23 protein-coding genes are annotated in these 20,084 nt (G+C 49.7%); 16 read left to right on the top strand and 7 right to left on the bottom strand.

Annotation, left to right across the window (positions count from 1 at the left end; genetic code table 11):
* The first annotated feature begins 120 nt into the window (after window positions 1-120).
* The 9 genes from BMY16_RS14835 (at window position 121) to BMY16_RS14795 (ending at window position 8,810) form a co-directional block, all read left to right on the top strand.
* Window positions 121-936: an ABC transporter ATP-binding protein gene (locus BMY16_RS14835; protein WP_091844062.1), complete on the top strand. Its 816-nt coding sequence runs from the start codon at window positions 121-123 to the stop codon at window positions 934-936.
* Window positions 937-956: 20 nt separating this feature from the next.
* The gene (locus BMY16_RS14830; RefSeq protein WP_139207256.1) at window positions 957-1,742 is read left to right on the top strand and encodes a hypothetical protein; all 786 of its coding nucleotides are present in this window, start codon (window positions 957-959) and stop codon (window positions 1,740-1,742) included.
* 12 nt (window positions 1,743-1,754) lie between these two features.
* Window positions 1,755-2,564, top strand: coding sequence for a hypothetical protein (locus BMY16_RS14825; protein ID WP_139207255.1), 810 nt, complete (start codon window positions 1,755-1,757; stop codon window positions 2,562-2,564).
* On the top strand, window positions 2,545-2,898 hold the full coding sequence (locus BMY16_RS14820) for a GntR family transcriptional regulator (RefSeq protein WP_091844056.1): 354 nt from the start codon (window positions 2,545-2,547) through the stop codon (window positions 2,896-2,898). Before BMY16_RS14825 ends, BMY16_RS14820 begins: the two co-directional genes overlap by 20 nt.
* 121 nt (window positions 2,899-3,019) lie before the next feature.
* Window positions 3,020-3,739 (top strand): ABC transporter ATP-binding protein, encoded by a 720-nt coding sequence (locus tag BMY16_RS14815; protein WP_091844054.1) that lies wholly within the window; start codon window positions 3,020-3,022, stop codon window positions 3,737-3,739.
* Between the two features lie 5 nt (window positions 3,740-3,744).
* Window positions 3,745-5,019, top strand: a complete 1,275-nt coding sequence (locus tag BMY16_RS14810) for an ABC transporter permease (RefSeq protein ID WP_091844052.1) — start codon at window positions 3,745-3,747, stop codon at window positions 5,017-5,019.
* Between the two features lie 30 nt (window positions 5,020-5,049).
* Complete coding sequence (locus tag BMY16_RS14805; RefSeq protein WP_091844050.1) at window positions 5,050-6,303, top strand: ABC transporter permease; 1,254 nt, start codon at window positions 5,050-5,052, stop codon at window positions 6,301-6,303.
* Between the two features lie 62 nt (window positions 6,304-6,365).
* Window positions 6,366-7,475, top strand: coding sequence for an efflux RND transporter periplasmic adaptor subunit (locus BMY16_RS14800; RefSeq protein WP_091844048.1), 1,110 nt, complete (start codon window positions 6,366-6,368; stop codon window positions 7,473-7,475).
* A gap of 6 nt (window positions 7,476-7,481) precedes the next feature.
* The gene (locus tag BMY16_RS14795; protein WP_091844046.1) at window positions 7,482-8,810 is read left to right on the top strand and encodes a TolC family protein; all 1,329 of its coding nucleotides are present in this window, start codon (window positions 7,482-7,484) and stop codon (window positions 8,808-8,810) included.
* A 175-nt stretch (window positions 8,811-8,985) separates the two neighbouring features.
* On the opposite strand, the gene BMY16_RS14790 is transcribed toward BMY16_RS14795, so the two are convergent.
* A complete protein-coding gene (locus BMY16_RS14790; protein WP_091844044.1) occupies window positions 8,986-10,269 on the bottom strand; it encodes a glycosyl hydrolase 53 family protein in 1,284 nt (427 codons plus the stop codon).
* Between the two features lie 134 nt (window positions 10,270-10,403).
* Between BMY16_RS14790 and BMY16_RS14785 the strand changes: the two genes are divergently transcribed.
* Entirely contained in the window at window positions 10,404-11,516 is a 1,113-nt protein-coding gene (locus BMY16_RS14785; protein WP_091844042.1) for a hypothetical protein, read from the top strand.
* Window positions 11,517-11,553: 37 nt separating this feature from the next.
* Here BMY16_RS14785 and BMY16_RS14780 read toward each other — a convergent pair whose 3' ends face one another.
* Window positions 11,554-11,742 (bottom strand): hypothetical protein, encoded by a 189-nt coding sequence (locus BMY16_RS14780; protein ID WP_091844040.1) that lies wholly within the window; start codon window positions 11,740-11,742, stop codon window positions 11,554-11,556.
* A 31-nt stretch (window positions 11,743-11,773) separates the two neighbouring features.
* The gene (locus BMY16_RS14775) at window positions 11,774-13,096 is read right to left on the bottom strand and encodes a phosphoribosylaminoimidazolecarboxamide formyltransferase (RefSeq protein ID WP_262987335.1); all 1,323 of its coding nucleotides are present in this window, start codon (window positions 13,094-13,096) and stop codon (window positions 11,774-11,776) included.
* Here BMY16_RS14775 and BMY16_RS15635 point away from each other — a divergent pair.
* On the top strand, window positions 13,038-13,214 hold the full coding sequence (locus BMY16_RS15635) for a hypothetical protein (RefSeq protein WP_170836139.1): 177 nt from the start codon (window positions 13,038-13,040) through the stop codon (window positions 13,212-13,214). The two genes, BMY16_RS14775 and BMY16_RS15635, sit on opposite strands and share 59 nt — an antisense overlap.
* Window positions 13,215-13,256: 42 nt before the next feature.
* Here the strand turns inward: BMY16_RS15635 and rplS are convergent, their stop codons facing one another.
* The gene (gene rplS, locus BMY16_RS14770) at window positions 13,257-13,616 is read right to left on the bottom strand and encodes a 50S ribosomal protein L19 (protein ID WP_091844036.1); all 360 of its coding nucleotides are present in this window, start codon (window positions 13,614-13,616) and stop codon (window positions 13,257-13,259) included.
* A 203-nt stretch (window positions 13,617-13,819) separates the two neighbouring features.
* Between rplS and BMY16_RS14765 the strand changes: the two genes are divergently transcribed.
* Window positions 13,820-14,602, top strand: coding sequence for a 5'-nucleotidase C-terminal domain-containing protein (locus BMY16_RS14765; RefSeq protein ID WP_091844034.1), 783 nt, complete (start codon window positions 13,820-13,822; stop codon window positions 14,600-14,602).
* A gap of 27 nt (window positions 14,603-14,629) precedes the next feature.
* Window positions 14,630-15,472, top strand: coding sequence for a bifunctional metallophosphatase/5'-nucleotidase (locus tag BMY16_RS14760; RefSeq protein WP_091844032.1), 843 nt, complete (start codon window positions 14,630-14,632; stop codon window positions 15,470-15,472).
* On the opposite strand, the gene BMY16_RS14755 is transcribed toward BMY16_RS14760, so the two are convergent.
* A complete protein-coding gene (locus tag BMY16_RS14755; protein WP_091844122.1) occupies window positions 15,473-16,219 on the bottom strand; it encodes a type IX secretion/gliding motility protein PorT/SprT in 747 nt (248 codons plus the stop codon). It abuts the gene before it with no gap.
* A 161-nt stretch (window positions 16,220-16,380) separates the two neighbouring features.
* Between BMY16_RS14755 and BMY16_RS14750 the strand changes: the two genes are divergently transcribed.
* Together BMY16_RS14750 and BMY16_RS14745 are read left to right on the top strand one after the other, a co-directional pair.
* A complete protein-coding gene (locus tag BMY16_RS14750; RefSeq protein WP_081910997.1) occupies window positions 16,381-16,551 on the top strand; it encodes a DUF362 domain-containing protein in 171 nt (56 codons plus the stop codon).
* Between the two features lie 123 nt (window positions 16,552-16,674).
* Window positions 16,675-18,009 carry an aldo/keto reductase gene (locus tag BMY16_RS14745; RefSeq protein WP_244513077.1) on the top strand — a complete coding sequence of 445 codons (1,335 nt, stop codon included), beginning with the start codon at window positions 16,675-16,677 and terminating at the stop codon, window positions 18,007-18,009.
* Window positions 18,010-18,306: 297 nt separating this feature from the next.
* On the opposite strand, the gene BMY16_RS15630 is transcribed toward BMY16_RS14745, so the two are convergent.
* Window positions 18,307-18,408 (bottom strand): smalltalk protein, encoded by a 102-nt coding sequence (locus BMY16_RS15630; protein WP_170835976.1) that lies wholly within the window; start codon window positions 18,406-18,408, stop codon window positions 18,307-18,309.
* 178 nt (window positions 18,409-18,586) lie between these two features.
* Window positions 18,587-19,072: an HU family DNA-binding protein gene (locus BMY16_RS14740; RefSeq protein ID WP_139207254.1), complete on the bottom strand. Its 486-nt coding sequence runs from the start codon at window positions 19,070-19,072 to the stop codon at window positions 18,587-18,589.
* A gap of 436 nt (window positions 19,073-19,508) precedes the next feature.
* Between BMY16_RS14740 and BMY16_RS14735 the strand changes: the two genes are divergently transcribed.
* Window positions 19,509-19,688, top strand: a complete 180-nt coding sequence (locus tag BMY16_RS14735) for a DUF4248 domain-containing protein (protein WP_170836138.1) — start codon at window positions 19,509-19,511, stop codon at window positions 19,686-19,688.
* Window positions 19,689-20,084: the final 396 nt, after the last annotated feature.

The raw sequence follows: 20,084 nt of genomic DNA, 5'->3' as shown, positions 1-20,084 counted from the left end.
TTAAGGAATGAAAGATTTCTTCCAAATTGTTTGGAGGGAATTGATATTTATCCTACTTTTGCAGTGTACTATTGAAGTGGTACACTATAACAGAAGATAAATCAATAAATAAATACAGCTATGATTGAGGTTAAAAACATCAGTTTTAAGTATGCAGGTCAGAAGGACTTGGTATTTGATGATTTCAGTCTGGAACTGAAGCAGGATAACATTTACGGATTGTTGGGAAAGAACGGTACGGGTAAGTCAACGCTGCTCTATCTGATCAGTGGTCTGCTCCGTCCCAAGAAGGGTACAGTAAGCTTCGACGGTATTGAGACAAAACTCCGTAAGCCTGAGACCCTGAGCGAGATATTCATTGTGCCAGAGGAGTTTGACCTGCCAGCCATGTCGCTCGATGAGTATGTAAAGATCAACCGCCCCTTCTATCCGTTGTTCAGCACCAACGTGCTCGAGGATTGTTTGAAGGACTTTGAACTCTCGTCAGACCTGAAGCTGAATGCCCTCTCAATGGGTCAGAAGAAAAAGGTGTTCATGGCCTTTGCCCTGGCTACGGGTACGAAGGTCATGCTGATGGACGAGCCTACCAATGGTCTCGACATTCCTTCAAAGAGCCAGTTCCGTAAGGTGGTGGCACGTTATATGAGTGGCGACCGCACGCTGATTATCTCCACCCATCAGGTGCACGATGTAGAGTCACTGCTGGATCACATCCTGATTCTCTCTCAGCAGAAGCTGCTGCTCGATGCCAATGTGGCTGAGATCACTGAGAAATATGTCTTCGAATATCGCACGCCAGCCGAGACGGACGACGTCCTCTATGCTGAACCTTCGCTGCAGGGCAATGCCGTCATCGCTCCTCGCAAGACCGACAGCGCAGAGACTCAGATTAATCTCGAACTGCTCTTCAATGCTGTGACACAAGGCAAGATCTAACAAAGAGAGGAGGACTGACTATGATACAATTTAATGTAAATAGGTTCTGGAAGTTAGTGCGCTGGTCGCTGACGATGGACCGCCGTTGGTTCGTAAAGAACACACTGAGTTGGCTGGTGGTGTTTACGCTGATGTTTCTGTTCTTTACCTGTGTGGCGAGGTTTAATGATCAGCCAGCTTCATTACCGTCTTATGGAGCTTGTACGTCTATGGTGCTTTTTACCACTGTCGCCATCCTCGTGCTGGGACCCACGATGATGTTCAACAGCATGAGAGGCAAGCACGACGACCAGCGGCTGATGACGCTGCCTGCCTCGAACTTGGAGAAATACCTGATGCGCTATAGCTATTGGCTGCTGTTGCTGCCCAGTTTCGTAGGCTCGTTTGTAGTAGCCGACCTGGTGCAGTATCTGGTGAATTGGCTGTTGGGGCATGAGGGCAGGATGCTGGTGATGCAGTATATGGGGAGTCCTCAACTTCATATCGGTGCCGCGCCCAAGCCCCTGATCCTCTGCATCCTACTCACTTTCGTATGGCTTCACTCGTGCTATGCCGTTGGTGCCACGTTCTTCCGTTCGCACAAATACAGTTGGATCTTGACGAGTGCGACGCTGATTGCGTTAGGTGTCATTTTGGGTGCCTTGTGGCCGCATGATGATATCGCCAGAAGCATCAGCAGTGATACCGCCATCAATCTGGTACGTCTGTGGGATGTAATCTATATCTTCCTGATTGCGCTTAACTTCTGGCTGTCTTACAGGTTCTTCTGTCGTCAGCAGGTAATAGGTAGGTTTGTGAACTTATAAATGATGAATTATATGATGGAAAGTTTTAATATCGATCGATTTGGAAAGACGCTGTGCTGGGTGGTAAAGGCCAACTTCCGTAACCTGATGTTCTGGACCTTAGGTTTTTTTGCCGGGGTGTTCCTGGCTGAGATGCTGGTTTTTACCTTTGCCGATTCTATAGAGAGTGCCCAAGGCAGTGCTTTGTCTTTAGGAATACCCTTCTGCCTGATAGGTGTGCTGGCTTGTATCAGCTCCATCATGTCGGATGTGAATAAGAAAACCAAGCGTACGGCATTCCTGATGCTGCCTGCCTCGAATCTAGAGAAATACCTTTCATTGGTGTTCTATGTAACCGTCGTGTGGGTGGCATGTGTGGTATTGTCATTGATTGCTGGCGATACGTTAAGAATGGCAGTGAGGACCCTATGTTTCGGCGACAAATGGATATCGACAATTCCCCTGCTGCTGGATGTGCTCATACCTATTAGCCAGGGGCCACTCTGGGTGCCTGAGATCGTGTTCATAGTGTTGATGCTGGTATTCATCCACTCGCTGTATATCCTGGGTGGCACCTGGCTGCGCAAGTATGCCTTTGTCGTGTCGAGCCTTGTTCTGATAGCCCTCCCTGTCGTGGTGCAATATCTTTGTGTAGAACCCGGAGGGCACCTCAACCTGTTTGTCATCTATGATGGTGTGCGCCATGTGAATCCATTGTCGTATGTGCTCGATGTGATGTTTGTCATCCTCGCAGCTTTCAACTACTGGGCATCGTTCCGTATCTTCAAGAATTTTGAACTAATTACTAATAAGTGGACTAATTATGACATTCTCAAACGATAAACCCATCTACATCCAGATGGCTGATCGCCTGATGGACGAGATCCTCTCTGGTAAGTATAAGGACGACGACCGTATCCCGTCAGTCCGTGAATACAGTGTGCTGTTGGAGGTGAATACCAACACAGCCGTCAAGGCCTACGAGCAACTGGCGCGTGAGGAGATTATCTACAACAAGCGTGGTCTTGGCTACTTCGTGACGAAAGGTGCGAAGAAGCAGATCCTCAAAGCCCGTAAGCAGGAGTTTATGAAGGAGCGTCTGCCAGAACTCTTCCGACAGATGCGCTTATTGGATATTTCCATCTCGGATATCACTGCGGAATGGGAGAAACAATAACCTTTCGTCACAAATTATTGTAATTTATCCCATTATTTTTGTATGTTATGCAACTTTTAGTATCTTTGCAGCGTCAAACAGACAGAACTAAGTTAAACTAAGGTAAATAGATTGTATTAGAATGATACATTTACAAGACATCAACAAGACCTATCAAGGCGCACAGCCGCTCCATGTGCTGAAGGGCATCTCGCTCGACATCGCTAAAGGTGAGTTCGTATCCATTATGGGTGCCTCGGGTTCTGGTAAGAGTACCTTATTAAATATATTAGGTATTCTCGACAACTACGACTCGGGCACCTACGAGCTGGCAGGCGTTCCCATCTGGAACCTCTCAGAGACGAAGGCTGCCGAGTATCGCAACAAGATGATAGGTTTTATTTTCCAGTCGTTTAATCTCATCTCTTTCAAGACCGCCGTGGAAAACGTTGAGTTGCCATTATTCTATCAAGGGGTGTCCAGGAAGAAGCGCCATCAGATGGCTCTGGAGTATCTGGAGCGTCTGGGCCTTCTCGACTGGGCAGAACACTACCCCAATGAACTGTCGGGAGGACAGAAACAGCGTGTGGCGATAGCCAGAGCTCTCATCACCCGTCCACAGATTATCCTGGCTGATGAGCCAACAGGCGCATTGGACTCGAAGACATCTGTGGAGGTGATGCAGCTGCTCAAGCATCTCAACGAAGAGGAGGGCATGACCATCGTCGTGGTGACTCACGAGAGCGGTGTGGCTAATGAGACGAATAAGATAGTGCATATCAAGGACGGTATCATCGGCAAGATCGAGGAGAACCTCGAACACAACTCCAGTCCATTTGGTATTAACGGTATGATGAAGTAACGACTATGCGAGATATCATCACTGAAATATGGAGTACGGCGCGGAGGAATAAACTCCGCACAACGCTCACTGGCTTCGCTGTGGCATGGGGCATCTTCATGCTCGTCGTGCTGCTGGGAGCCGGCAACGGACTCATCAATGCCCAGCTGAAACAGTCTGACCGTTTCCTGTCATCGTCGATGGTGGTTTACGGCGGTGAGACTTCAAAACCTTATCAAGGTATGAAGGAGGGACGCTCGATCAGACTTCAGACGCGCGACATCGGCACTACCGATTCAGAGTTCAAGGAGAACATCAATGAAGTGGGTGCCCAGTATCGCACTGGAGCCACCATCAGCCTTGGACAACAGTATATCACCCCTTCGCTCTGCGGTGTCTATCCCAACCACATCAAAATAGACAAAGTGGACATGCTCTTGGGACGTTTCATCAACGATAACGACATCAAGGAAAGCCGTAAAGTCATTATCGTGAGTAACAAGCAGGCCAAAGAGCTCCTCAATGCAAGCAGCGACAAACAGAAGGATATCTCACGGCTCGTTGGGCAATACGTGAACGTAGGTAGTCTGGCCTTCAAGGTGGTGGGCATCTATAAGGAGAACGAGAATGGTAGAGCTGACGCCTTCTCCTCTTATACGGCCATCAAGCGCATCTATGGTGCTAACACCGATGATGCCGGACGCATCGAGTTTACCTTCCACGGACTACCCACAGAGGAAGCCAATGAGGCTTTCGAAAAGGAATATCGCCAGCGACTGAATGCCAGCCATCAGGCACATCCTGAAGATGAGAGTGCCATTTGGCTCTGGAACCGTTTCACGCAGAATCTGCAGATGCAGACGGGTATCGGCATCATCCGAACAGCGCTCTGGGTTGTTGGCCTTTTCACGTTGCTCTCTGGTATTGTCGGTGTGTCGAACATCATGCTCATTACCGTCAAGGAGCGCACCCACGAGTTCGGTATCCGCAAGGCTATTGGTGCCAAGCCCTGGAGTATCTTGAAACTGATTATTATTGAAAGTGTGATTATCACGACATTCTTTGGCTATATCGGCATGCTGTTGGGTATCTTTGCCAACGAATATATGGATGCCACACTGGGCCACGACACCATCGACACAGGTGCCTTCAAAGCTACGATGTTTGTTGATCCTACCGTAGGACTCGATGTGTGTATGGAGGCTACGATGGTGATGATTATTGCCGGCACCTTTGCGGGACTGATCCCTGCTTTCAAGGCCAGCCGCATTCGGCCTATTGAGGCGCTTCGCGCGGATTGATGATATAAACTGAAAGCAACGAAGAAGAATATGAGATTTGATGTTGATACATACAGAGAGATTCTCGATACGTTGACGCGTAACAAGTCGCGCTCGTTCCTGACGGGCTTCGGCGTCTTCTGGGGCGTATTCATGCTGGTGTCACTCATCGGAGGCGGACAGGGCATGAAAGAGATGCTCAATAAGAATTTTGAAGGTTTTGCCACTAACTCTGCATTTGTGTGGACTCAACGAACCAGTAAGGCCTACAAGGGATTCCGAAAAGGTCGCTGGTGGTCGATGGACCTGAAGGATGTTGAACGTCTGCGCCAGCGTGTTCCAGAACTTGATGTGATAGCCCCTGTGGTGTTCATGCCGTGGAATGCATCATCCACAGCCTACCACGAAGACCGTAAGGTGACGATTAACGTCCAGGGAGTGACGCCTGAATATGCAGATGTGGTCGGGCCTAAGTTGTATTATGGCCGGTACATCAACGATATGGACCTCAAGCATCACAGGAAAGTCTGTGTGCTGGGGAAGAAAATCTACAAAGATCTGTTTAAGGAAGGAGGTAATCCCTGCGGACAGTCTATCCGTATCGACTCCACTTACTATCAAGTGGTAGGCGTGGACTACAATACCAGCAGCATCTCCATCAACGGCACAAGCGAGGAGATGGTGACGTTGCCCTTCACGATGGTGCAGCAGGCCTATAATCGTGGACAGCAGATTGACGTCATCGCCGTGACGGCCAGAAAGGGTGTGGTTGTGTCGGATATTACCGATCGCCTTCGAGAGACGGTGGCCAGGGCTCACTACGTAGATCCTACTGACGAACAAGGAGCGATGGTGTTTAATACCGAGGTGCTCTTCCAACTGCTCGATAATTTGTTTAAGGGCGTGAATTTCCTCATTTGGCTGGTTGGTCTGGGAACCTTGCTGGCTGGTGCCATCGGCGTGTCGAACATCATGATGGTCACCGTTCGCGAGCGCACCACCGAGATCGGTATCCGTCGCGCCATCGGCGCTACGCCCAAGATGATCCTGTCGCAGATTATCTCCGAGAGTATCCTGCTGACGTTGGTGGCGGGTATGAGCGGCATCCTCTTCGGTGTGACGATCCTGCAGATGCTGGAGATGTATAACACAGAAGACGGCATCGTCGAGACGCATTTCCAGGTCAGTTTCTGGACAGCCATCTTCTGTGCTTTCGTGGTCAGCTCGTTAGGTGTGCTGGCAGGTTTGGCGCCTGCTGCCCGTGCCATGAGCATCAAACCGGTTGATGCGATGCGCGATGAGTAATATTGAAAATTGAAAATTGAAGATTGAAGATTGAAAATTGAAGATTGAAAATAGATATAATTATGAAAAGGTACAGTAAACTGATTATCGCTGCGATTGTCGCGCTGATTTTCATCGGAACGTTCGTGTTCTTGTGGCAGAAGAGCCAACCCAAGGAGATTGTCTACAACGAGTTTACTCCTAAGAAGGAGGACATCCAGAAGACAACCATTATCACAGGTAAGATTGAGCCTCGCAACGAGGTGAACGTCAAGCCGCAGATCTCTGGTATCATCTCAGAACTTTACAAAGAGCCGGGCGACCGTGTGAACGCAGGCGATGTGATTGCCAAGGTGAAGGTGATTCCCGATATGAATCAACTCAGTTCGGCTGAGATGCGTGTGCGCCTGGCAGAGATCAACCTGAAGCAGGCTCAGGTCGACTTCCAGCGCGAGGAGAACCTCTATAACCAGAAACTCGTCTCAGCCGATGAGTACGACAAGAGCAAGCAGGCTCTCAATCAGGCCAAGCACGAGAAATTGGCCGCAGAAGATGCTCTCCAGGTGGTGCGCGACGGTGTGTCGAAGTCGAATGCCTCAGCTTCTTCTACCCTTATCCGCTCTACCATCAGCGGTATCATCCTCGATATCCCTGTGAAGGTGGGTAACTCTGTGATTCTCTCTAATACCTTCAATGATGGTACGACGATTGCCACCGTTGCCAATATGAACGACCTCATCTTCCGTGGTAACATTGATGAGACCGAAGTGGGACAGCTGGTGGATGGCATGAACATGAAGATCACGATTGGTGCCCTGCAGGATCTGCATTTCGATGCAGCCCTTGAGTATATCTCTCCGAAGGCCGTAGAGTCGAATGGTGCCAACCAGTTCGAGATCAAGGCTGCTGTGAAACTCTCTGAGGATAGCAAGATTCGTGCCGGCTACAGTGCCAATGCAGAGATCGTGCTGGCCAAGGCCGATAAGGTGCTTAGCGTTCCTGAGAGTGCTATCGAGTTTAGTGGCGACTCTGCCTTTGTATATATTATAAAAGGTGAAGGCAAAGAGAAGACTTATGAGCGTACTCTGGTGACCACAGGTCTCTCCGATGGTGTGAATATCGAGATTAAGAAGGGACTTACTGCCAAGGATAAGGTTCGTGGTCCTGAGATAATAGCAGACGACAAAGATTGATAGGTTATGAAGAAGATTGTTTTATCATTTATCATTTGTCATTTATCACTTGTTTCCGCAGGGGCGCAGAAGCAATGGAGCCTGCGTGAATGCTGCAACTATGCCGTAGAGCATAACATCAGCATCAAGGAGCAGGAAAACAAGTGCCGTCAGCAAGAGCTCAGTCTCTCGACGGCCAGGAACTCCCGCCTGCCGGATCTTACAGGTAGTGTCAGTCAGTCGTTCTCGTTCGGACGTGGTCTGACGTCAGATAATACCTATACCAATACGAATACGAGTAACACCTCGTTTGGCCTCAATACGAGCATTCCGCTCTTTACGGGTTTTCAGATTCCTAACGAGATCAAGCTCAACCAACTGAATCTCGAAGCTGCTACTGCCGACCTCGAGAAGGCGAAGGACGATATCCGTATGCAGGTGGCCAAGGCTTACGTTCAGATACTCTACGACATGGAGATTGCTGATGTGGCAAATCGTCAGATAGAGATCGACTCTGCACAGGTAGCCCGTCTGGAGGCTTTTGTCAAGAACGGCAAGGCTGCCGAGGCCGAGCTCTCACAGCAGAAGGCCACACTGGCCAAGAGTCGCCTGACGGCTACACAGGCTGTGAACGACTATCGTCTGGCCATCCTCACGCTCACCCAACTCCTGGAGTTGCCTACTCCTGACGGGTTTGCCATAGAACGTCCTTCCCAAGAAGAACTGGATGCCCTGGCTAATGTGGGACTGTTGGGTCCTGACCAGATCTATGCCGAAGCCCTGGGTGTGAAGCCACAGATCCTGTCGCAGCAGTTGAAGCTGAAAGGTGCGGAGCACAGTATTAAGATTGCTAAGGCTGGCAACTATCCGACCCTTTCGTTGGGTGGCGGAATTGGTACGAACTATTATACCACCTCTGGCTTTGAGTCCGAAAAGTTTGGCAAACAGCTGGAAAACAACTTCAGTCAGTCGCTTGGGCTTAATCTGAGCATCCCCATCTTCAACCGTTTCAAGACGCGCAATAACATCCGTAATGCTAAGATCGACCATGAGACGCAGCAGCTGAGACTAGAGGATGTAAAGAAAACCCTCTACAAGGAGATTCAGCAGGTGTACTATAACGCCCAGAATGCCCAGTCGAAGGAGAAGAGCGCTTATGAGGCCCTGTTGAGTTCGAAAGACGCCTTCCAGCTGATGCAGGCCAAGTATGAGAATGGCAAGGCAACCATCACGGAGTTCAATGAGTCGAAGAACAACTACCTCAAGTCTGAGTCCGACCTCGTGCAGGCTCGTTACGAGAACCTCTACCAGCATGCACTCATCGACTTCTACCGTGGTAGGGAGCTGGATTTCTAAGCTTCCATATCTGCAGCATTACTTCCAGTAATCGCTGCAAGAACAAAACAACTTGTTTTGTCTTTGAAAAGACTATCTCTTACAATTGAAGGGATTATCTTAACGAAGGTAAAACAAGTTGTTTTACTTTGATGCAAGATATCTGTGTCAGGATGAACAAATATCGGAAAGGTCTTTATCTGACGATAATCTTCTGTCCGTTATTAATATAGAGGCCCTTGGTAGTGGGCTTGCTGGGATTGTTCTTCCCATCAAGCGAATACCAGGTGTCGTTTGCTCCTTTGTCTGCAGTAATATGACTGATGCCAGAACTGCCGCTGCTGAAGTTCTTTAGCTCATAGAGGGCAGGGAGCGCGCGGCCAGTCTCGTTATCGAAGAGCGAGGCGTTGTACCAGCCTTCCTTCAGGCTGCCAGTGCAGCCTTTGGCGTTGGCCTCGGCGTACCACCAGGATAGGCCGTTAACCTTGGCGTGCTTGTTGAGCATGGTGATGAGGTCGGCTGTGTACTTACGCTGACCTTCGTGGGAGTAGGGGTAGGTACTTGTGTAGTTATAGCTTGTGCCAGGGACCTCCCACTTCGATGGATAGCCCGTCTCTACCAGCTGTATCATTTTGTCGGGGAAGTGGGCCTCCAGCTCTGTCAGCCCGTTGTCGAGATTGGCGAGTGGCCCCTTGAAATAAGGGTAGTACGAGATACCGATGATATCGTAGTCAATACCGTACTGCTTGATGCGGTTAAAGAATGCCACGTCGAGCGTGGGATTGTTGGCACACTGCTCCGTGTGGATGATAATCTTGGCGTTGGGGCATTCCTCGCGACAAGCCCTCCCTGCGGCCTTCAGCATATTAGTAAAATTATCCCAGTGCTTGTTGGTATAGTCCTTCCAGTCGGCAGTGGCCTCTAGATGGCCGCCGTATTCGTCCCAGTCTTCATATTTCCCATTGAGGTTAAAGCCCCAGAGCATACCGAAGCTGATCTCATTGCCCGTCTGGATGAAGTCGGGTGTGGCCCCTGCTGAGACTAAAGACCCAAGCCACTCTTTGGTATACTTATAGACCGACTCGTCTGGATACCAGCTCCAGATGCTCCATGAGTAGGGGAACACCTGATGCTCGGGGTCGGCCCATGTGTCGGAGTAGTGGATGTCGAGCAGGAAGTAGAGTCCTGCGTCCTTGATACGCTTGCCGAGACGTTTTACATACTCGATGTCCTGGCACACGTTCTTATCAGTATCCTTTGAAGGATCGTCGAAAAGTCGTACCCTGATGGTGTTCCATCCTTGTTCCTTTACAAAGGTCAGCACATCGGCGATCGCCTTACCATCCTTGTCAAGGTAGGTAGCGCTCTGCTCCTCATATTTTAATAATACAGAGAGGTCGCCCCCCACGTATTTCTGGGCTTGCATCGTGGTGAGGCAAAAGAGTAGGGCAGAGGCAAGGATAAGCTTGGATAGTCTCATTGGATATAGTAGTTTTGATTGTTTTTGCCTGCAAAGATAGCCTTTTTTTGCCAAAGAAGGCCATATTTTGGATGTTTTTTAACGAATTGTTTGCAGGATTGGAAGAAAGATTGTATTTTTGCACTGAAATTAATATGAACCATAAATTGTATAAACCGTTTACTATCGTTTGTTTGTCAGCTGCAGTATGGCTGATAAATCCCTGTTCCGCCTCGGCATATTCGACGGAGGAAGAGAAAGTGCTGGAGATGTTCCACCAGTTCCGTGAACTTTATGAGAAGGGCTCTGAAGAGGAGTTCTACGAGTTGGCTAATGATTATGAGGAGTACCTCCTTGACAACGACCGTCTTGTGGATTACTACAAGATCAAGTGCAACGAGGGCTTCTATGATGTGCGCCATCGCCATATCTACAAAGCCATGAAGACAGCCAAGGAGCTGGACGAAGTGGTAAGGAGGAATGGCGATACCGACTATTACTATCTGGCCACTGGCCTCTTTGGCGATGTCTATCGTGTGAGCTATGACAGCCCGAAGGCTAAGAAATATTATCTGCAGGCCCTGAAGGAGGTGGGCGATCGTGATCCGAAGTTTACGATGACTACCTATCTGAATATGGCCGATCTGCTGAATATTCAGGACCCTAATAAGGCGCTGGAGTATGCAGAGAAGTCGATTTCTCTGGCCAAGAAGATGAATAATATGGAGTTCCTCTCGCTTTCGATAGCCTATAAGGCCTTTGTGCTTTTCCTCTCGAAGGACGACGGGAAGGACTTCAATCTGCTTTATGAGCGCTACGACTATCTGAAGAATCGCAACCATCCGGGTTTCAACCACCGTTACGATGGAATCATGGATGCCGCCAAGGCTGCCTATGACCAGGACTATGACAAGGCTTTGGCCATTATCCGGAACAGGGGGGGCATTCCTGACAGTGCATTGAGCGTGGTTCGTGTCTATGCCTTGGCAGGCGACATGAAGAATTGCTTTGGGGCCATGCGGAGGATGTATGTCGATCTCGACTCGGTGTTCAGTATCACCCAGAGTGCCAATTTTGATGAGTTGTCGGTAGAGCGCCAGCTGGTGCTGAGTCAGGAGGAGGTTGCGCTGAATCGTAAACTTGTCCAGCGGATGAGCATCTGGCTGGTGGTGGGCTTCGTCCTCTTCATTCTCATTTATGTCATGGGGCGCTACAGGCTGATGCAGAAGATACACAAGTTGGAAGGAAAACTTCTGATAAGGAGATAAGAAATCCCTCGCCGATTGGCGGGGGATTTGCTTTGGTTTATTTCTTATGGCGGTTGGCACGCTGTTCGCGATACTTCGCCTTCTGACGGGCTGAGCCACTACCGTGGGCTCCCGTGATATACTTTTTCTTCTTGGCCTTGGTCTTCACCTTGCCATCATCCTTGGGCTTATCACCTCCACGTCCGAAGTTGATGCCGTTTTCAAGTATATGCTGAAAATCGTCCATTTACCTTTTTACTTTTTTACCTTTTTACCTTTTAATGGTGGAACAGCCTTACGCCAGTGAAGGCCATCGTGATGCCATATTTGTCGCAAGTCATAATGACATGATCGTCGCGCACAGAACCGCCTGCCTGTGCGATGAACTCTACACCGCTCTTGTGGGCACGCTCGATATTGTCGCCAAAGGGGAAGAAGGCATCCGACCCGAGAGCCACCTTCGTGTTCTGGGCAATCCAGGCTTTCTTCTCTTCCATCGTCAGCACTTCGGGCTGAGTCTTGAAGAACTGCTGCCAGGCGCCATCACGCAGCACATCGTCATGCTCATCCTCAGAGATATACACGTCGATGGTGTTATCGCGGTCAGCACGACGGATACCGTCCACGAAAGGCAGGTTCATCACCTTCGGGTGCTGGCGCAACCACCAGATGTCGGCCTTGTTACCTGCCAGACGGGTACAGTGGATACGGCTCTGCTGTCCGGCACCGATGCCAATGGCCTGACCGTCCTTCACGTAGCAGACAGAGTTCGACTGCGTGTACTTCAAGGTGATAAGGGCGATGATCAGGTCGCGCTTGGCCTCTGGTGTGAAGGTCTTGTTCTGGGTGGGGATATTCTCGAAGAGGGCATCGTCGTCGAGCTTGATCTCATTACGGCCCTGCTCGAAGGTGACGCCGAATACCTGCTTGCGCTCGATGGGCTCAGGCTGGTAATTGGGGTCGATCTTAATCACATTATAAGTACCCTTGCGCTTGTCCTTCAGAATCTCGATAGCCTCAGGGGTGTAGTCAGGAGCAATCACACCGTCGCTCACCTCACGCTTCAGAATCTTGGCAGTCGTAGCGTCGCAGGTGTCAGAGAGGGCCACGAAGTCACCGTAGCTCGACATACGGTCGGCACCACGGGCTCTGGCATAGGCACAGGCGATAGGACTGTCGTCGAGGCCTGCGATGTCATCAACGAAGTAGATCTTCTTCAGCGTGTCGCTCAGGGGCAGACCTACTGCAGCACCAGCAGGACTGACGTGCTTGAACGAGGCGGCGGCGGGCAGGCCTGTGGCTGCCTTCAGCTCCTTCACCAACTGCCAGGCGTTGAATGCATCGAGGAAGTTGATGTAGCCAGGACGCCCGTTGATCACTTCGATGGGTAACTCGCCCTCGGTCATGAAGATGCGTGAGGGCTTCTGATTCGGATTACATCCGTACTTGAGTGCTAATTCTTTCATCTTTTTGCGATTTTTTTCTTTTTGCGTGCAAAGGTACAAAATATTTTTGTAATTTTGCACCAAACTTAACAATAATATGGAGAAGAAACGTTTAGCTCTGAAAAAACTGCTCGAAGCAGTAGAGAAGGAAATCATCCGCAAGCCAGACAGGAAAGCCTTAGACCGCCTGTCGCTCTTTGTGGGATTCCAGGACTGGGAATCCTTTCAGGAGGCCCTTCATGGTGAGACCAGTGCCGATGAGAACTACAAATGAAAAGAGAGGCTCCTGTTGTGGAACCTCTCTTTGTTGCTTTTCTTATTCACCAACGTTGTGGCGCTTCTCCTTAATACGGGCAGCCTTACCAGTGAGCTTGCGCAGATAGTAAAGCTTAGCGCGGCGAACCTTACCTACCTTGTTGATCTCGATGCTCTGAATGTTGGGAGACTCGATTGGGAAGATACGCTCCACACCAATGGTGCCTGACATCTTACGTACAGTGAAGCGCTTCTTGTCACCGTGACCTGCGATCTTGATGACCACACCACGATAGAGCTGGATACGCTCCTTTGAACCCTCGATAATTTTGTAAGCGACAGTGATTGTGTCACCAGCCTTGAACTCTGGGAACTTCTTGCCGGTTGCAAATGCTTCTTCAGCAACTTTAATTAAATCCATCTTTTTACTTTTTTACTTTTTTACCTTTATTGCTGTATCGTTCCAACGCAACATAGACGGGCAACTCGTTACTTCCCTCCATCGGTTACGCCGAAAAGCGGGTGCAAAGGTACGAATAAGTGAGCAAAATACCAAAAAAAAGAGTATTAAATTTGCTTAGATACATCTTTTTTTGTATTTTTGCACCATAAAAACCCTAAAATATGAATAGAAAACAGTTATTTCTTTGTGTTGTGGCACCGATGCTGATGGCTTCGTGTGCGCCCAAGCACTACCAGTTGGTGAGTGTGGAGCGTACCCGGATCATCGTCGACAGCCGGTATGACCAGCACCCTGATGAGGCTGCTGTGAAGTTCCTTGAGCCATACAAACGTGTGAACGACTCCATCATGGGGCCCATCGTTGGACAGGTGGCCCATAATATGGCTGCCAAGCGCCCTGAGAGCGATCTCTCCAACCTCCTCTCCGACATCCTCATCTGGTCGTCTAAGGATTACAATGAGCAGCCCGTATTGGCAGTCTACAATATGGGAGGCATCCGCTCCACCCTCACGAAAGGCGATGTCACCTATGGCGATGTGCTCGATGTGGCTCCTTTCGAGAATAAGATCTGCTTCACTACCCTGAAGGGAGACAAGGTGATGGAGCTCTTCCGTCAGATTGCCTATAGGGGAGGCGAGGGCGTCAGCAAGGGCGTGGAACTCGTTATCAAGCCGGATGCCTCGGGAGAGCACGACGAACTCGTCTCAGCCAGACTTCATGGCAAGGACATCGATCCCGAGGGCGAATATCGTGTGGCCACGCTAAACTACCTGCTTGAGGGCAACGACGGTATGCCCGCCCTCCGCGAAGGGACCAATGTCGTGAAGCCTGAAGAGGCCAGCAACAATACCCGTTTCCTCATCATGAACTATTTCCGTGATATGAAGGCGCAAGGCGTAGTGGTCGATGCACAAGTAGAAGGAAGAATAAAGGTGGAAAGGTAAAAAGGTAAAAAAGTAAAAAAGTAAGTTATGAAGCGATTACACCTTATTATATTTATAGCACTGCTGTCGGGAGTGACGGCAGTTGCCAAGAAGCAGAAGCAGCTCGTTGTTCTGCACACCAACGATACCCACTCTACGATCATGCCCCTCAACCCGAACCTCGAAAACCAGGATATCGCAGGGCGTGCTGGCTTCCTCCGTCGTATCAACATGATCAAGGAGGAGCGCAAGCAGAATCCTGATCTCTTGCTCTTCGACTCTGGCGACTTCTCGCAGGGATCTGGCTATTATACGCTCTTCAAGGGCGAGGTGGAAATAGGCTTGATGAACGAGATGGGCTACGACGCTGTCACCATCGGTAACCATGAGTTCGATTTTGGAATGGATAATATGGCGAAGCTCTTCCGTATGGCCAAGTTCCCCATCGTCTGCTCCAACTATGACTGTAAAGGTACGGTGCTCGAAGACCTTGTGAAGCCCTATATCACCCTCCGTCGTGGCGATGTGAAGATAGGTGTCTTTGCGCTGGCTCCGAAGTTGAAGGGACTTGTGTTCGACGGAAACTGTGAAGGCATCACCTTCCTCGACCCTGCTGAGACGGCTCAGAAGTATATCGACATCCTCCGCAAACAAGAGAAGTGCGACCTCGTCATCTGCGTGTCTCACCTCGGATGGAGTACGGATAAATATTCCGACCAGCAGGTCTTCAGCCAGGTTGAGGGCTGCGACCTCGTCTTGGGCGGACATACCCATACCTATATGCCCGTTTTGGAATATACGCCAGATAAGAAAGGTAAGCAGATTCCCGTCGATCAGAATGGCAAGCACGCTGCATTCGTCGGCAAGCTGGTTCTGAATCTGGAGAAGTAACTATTCGAAATAAAACGTCAGAACGATCATTTTGCTGTGGCCACTGGTCACAGCATTTGCGTATATACGCTTATTGGTATCCTTCAGTTCGCTGGCATGATTGTGGTCGAGGGCATCGCTGAGGCTGTAGCAGAACTTCAGTTCGGGAATCAGTTTGAAGAAGGGCAGATAGAAATCACAACCCAAACCAATCTCGAAGAAGATGTCGCCACGCTTCAGAGCCACGAAGTCCTGGTTTTTGCTCGTCAGGTTGATCATCGGGTTCACACCAGCCATCAGGTAGGGACGATAGTTGTTCCAGCGCTCGGCACTGAACTTCAGATCCAAGGGAAACGACACATAGGTGTTTTTCATGTCCTGACGCTCCTCCCTGGGATTGCCCTGCTGGTCAAGATCTGTCAGATTATGGAATGTCAGATGCTTGGCTCCGAAATGCATCGTAGGCGAGAAGCGCAGGTTCAGGTGGCTCGACAGCCTCAGGTCGGCCAATACGCCTACGGAGAATCCCGCATTCCAGCGGTCGGCATCGCAGACGATGGTCTTCTCTTCTGTGGTGCCGTCCTCTAAGGTCACAATCTGAGGCCCGACATTATTGAATTCGATGTCCTGCAGGTTCATGCCCACCAGGATTCCGAAGTGCATCGGACGCAGGTCGATGTAGGGCTTATACTGGATGCTACGCTTCTGCGCAGGGCAGCATAATGCCGTCCATACCAGCAACGCGATGGTCCATAATCTGCCCTTCATCATACGCTTAAAATAACGCTAAAAACACCCTTTTATTATTTCGACACTGTATAAATTAGAAAAAAATATACCTAAAATTTGGTATTATTCAAAAAAAGTTGTACCTTTGCATCATCAATAGTAAGTAACAACAGTATTAACAACATTAATTTCAAAGAATTATGGCATACGTAATTGGTGAAGATTGCATTTCTTGTGGAACATGTGCTGGTGAGTGCCCCGTTGAGGCTATCTCTGAGGGTGCAGAGCGCTACGTGATTGATGCTGATGCTTGCACAGAGTGCGGCACATGCGCAAGTGTTTGTCCTTCTGAGGCTATCAGCCTGCCCTAATCTACTAAGGACATACAGAAACAAATTTAAGTGCTCCCACCTCGGGGGCACTTTGTGTTTTTAATAAAGAATATATGACCTAAAACTAAATAGACAATGGAAGCAGACGACCACAAAAGAAATATGAGTCGTAGGGATTTCCTGCGCCGCGTAGGCATGGGAGCAGGTAGTGCGATGGCCATGAGTGTACTGGGTCCCCTGCGCGCCCTGGCTAACGACGAGAAGCAGTCCACAGCCCCGAACCGTATGACCTATCGCGTGCAGCATGGCTCTGGCGAACAGATATCCCTCCTGGGCTTCGGCATGATGCGACTGCCTGACAATCAGGAAGAAGTCAATCAGTTGGTGGACTATGCCATCGAACATGGCGTGAACTACTTCGACACCGCCCCGATGTATATGGGAGGCCGTTCCGAGGTGCTCACCGGCAACGCCCTGAGCCGCCATCCGCGAGAGAAATACTACGTGGCAACGAAGATGTCGAACCAGCGCAACCACCTGTGGGACTTCAAGGAAGCCCAGAAGATGTACTATCAGTCGTTCCAGCGCCTGAAGGTGGATCATATCGACTACTACCTGCTCCACAGCATCGGAGGCGGTGGCATGGAGACGCTGAACGGCCGTTTCTTCGATAACCATCTGCTCGAATTCCTCTTGAAAGAGCGCGAGGCAGGCCGTATCCGCCATCTGGGATTCTCCTATCATGGTGATGTGCGCCCCTTCGACTATCTCCTCGACCATCAGGAGGAATACCATTGGGACTTCGTGCAGATCCAGATGAACTTCCTCGACTGGCGCCACGCCTCGCTCAACACGAATGGCTGGCGAAAAGATGCCGATGCCGAATACCTATATAATAAATGTGAGAAGACGGGTGTCCAGTGTGTCATCATGGAGCCCCTTCGTGGTGGCGCCTTCGGAAAGATGGCCAAGGAACTCACCAATCAGCTCAAGGCAGTACGCCCCAACGACAGTACGGCGCGCTGGGCCTTCCGCTGGGTTGGCTCCCATCCCAACATCCTCACCACTCTCAGTGGCATGAACAAGATGGAGCACGTGAAGGAAAACGTGGAGACCTTCTCGCCATTGGAGATCTGTACGGAGGCCGAGAACACGCTGTTGGCAGAGATTGCCGACCAAATGGCGGGCTTCCCCACCATCCCCTGCACCACTTGCGCCTATTGCATGCCCTGTCCCTATGGTGTGGATATCCCAGGCAACTTTGCCTACTACAACGAGGCGGTGAACAGTCATATCCTGCCCTTGCCCGACAAGGGTGCAGCCGACTATGCCGACAAGAAAAAGCAGTTTGCCGATGGCTTGCGGCTAGCATTGCCTAATGTCGAGACATGGGCCCGTAGCTGTGCCGACTGTGAGGAATGTCTGCCCAAATGTCCTCAGCAGATTCGCATCCCCAACCAGATGTCCCGCATCGTAGAACTCCTCCGCAAGCGGTAAGTGCTATCGGTAGGTTCTTGGGGTGTATGCTGCCTTCCTTCTGTCATTGTGGGTAAAGAGGCATAAAATGGCGAAACTATAGATGATCAATATGAATCCAATGGATTCTATTACAAAATTGAAGACTGCCATCAGGATCTTATTTATTACTTCCATATCAGAATCTGGTTTATTATTAATATTTCTGCTGCAAAGGTAAAACAAGAATCCTCTAAGGCCAAAAATCTTCAACGAACAGGCGGATTTCATAAATGAACACATAATCCCCAGCCGGGATGGCTGGGGATTATTCTTTGTCTACATGCCCATGCACGAGGTTGCTCCCAGTGCCGTGAGTACGGCCGTGATCACCGACGCTATGATCTGCAGCGTCCACTTCAGAGTTTCCTTCTTCGTCATTCTTTATCCTCCTTTCTGCCTTTTAGGTTCCACATCATTGTCATCTCGAGCCCCTTCTTGTCATCTCGACTAAGCGTTAGCGCATGGAGAGATCTCTCCACTCACTCCGTTCTTGCGTCCCTCTGGTGGCAAGCGAGCAAAGCTCGAGCGCGGTCGAGATGACAGAGGGGGCTCTCGCCTAATTCCCAGTGGCAGGGGTCTCGGGCTCGGCATTCATCGTGTTGTCATGCGTCTCCTCGAAGACCACGTCCTTCAGGAGCGTGATGGCATTCACGTACTTCTGCTTCACCTTGCCGTCCTTCCTCGTCTGACCCGTTACCACGCGGGTGGTCTCCGGCTGGAACAGCACTCGGCGGGTGGAGATGGTGCTGGCACCGCAGTCCTCGATCTTGTCGACGCCGATGCTCGAGAAACCCACCTTGAAGATGCCGATGCCGTCGAGCTTGATCTTCTGGCCCATCTCGAAGAAGTGCTTCATCGCCTCGCCCAGCTCCTGGAGCACGGCCTTGATATCACTCTTCTTCACACTGGCCTGGCGCTGGATGAACTCCGCCAACTCGTCGGTTCCCACGAAATGACTGTCGTACACTGCCGTGGCGAAATACTTGCCGTAGGATGCATTGTACTGGTTGTTGTTCTTTGACTTAATAAACTTCTGACTCATACTTTTTTACCTTTTTACTTTTTTACCTTTTTACCTTTTTTGGCAGCCGAGAAGGGAGGGGGTCAACCGTCGGTCATTCAGATAGTCTCTACGCGCTATCCGGATAGTCTTTTACTCGTGTTCAGATAATCCCTAGGCCCTATAAGGAATAGTCTGAATGAGTGGCTCGAAACATCTGGACGAACCATGGGTGACAACCCTGCTTGCTTACCGAGTACAAAGGTAATGAAAAAAGCTGAATTATCAAAGCTTTTTAATCACTCAAACAACGTTATTCAACTATATACAACGTTGTTCAATGTTATGCCAAAATAACTGCGCTTTTATTTGGCTATTTCGGAGATTTTTTGTACCTTTGCAGGGCATTTGAGTTAAACCAAAATCATTTATGTCTATCAAAAACCAATCAACAACCGACGCCCAAACGTCACCGGCCATGGGCCGCACGGAGCTTGCTCAGCACTACTTCCCTTACATCCAACCGCAGAACGCCTGGCAGAAACTAAGGGCACTTCTGAGAGATGAACCAGCCTTAGCTTACCTCACCACGCTTCGTCGACGAACGTTCCTGCCGAATGAGGTCAACATGATCTTCCAGCACTTAGGGCGCCCTTAAAGGCGCCCTTTTTCTCTTCGGCCACCACGCGGTTACGCGGTTACGCGGTTTCATTTCCAATTTTCCGATTTCCACCCCAGCTCCGAGAAGAGGTGAGAAGAGGGAGAGGGGGAGATTCAAAACATCTATATTATTTATAATATTATATATATTAATTTATTATATATTATAATATATAATAAATCTATAAGACCCTTTCCACGCCCAAATACCAAACTACGAAATCCAAAATGAAACCGTGTAACCGCGTAACCGCGTGGAGAAATTGATAAAGATAGTTAAAGTTTCGGGGGGTGTGTCGTTTTTTGGTACACCTCTTGCTTATATTTGCAGCGTGAAAAGAATGATAATGACATGAAACTGATAAAAGGAGAATTCAAAGAGAGGCTGGATCTG

It is taken from the genome of Prevotella sp. ne3005 (genome assembly GCF_900110085.1).
In the GTDB taxonomy this organism is placed as follows: domain Bacteria; phylum Bacteroidota; class Bacteroidia; order Bacteroidales; family Bacteroidaceae; genus Prevotella.
Note: the sequence above shows the minus strand (reverse complement) of the source record. Positions and strands in the feature narration are given on the sequence as shown.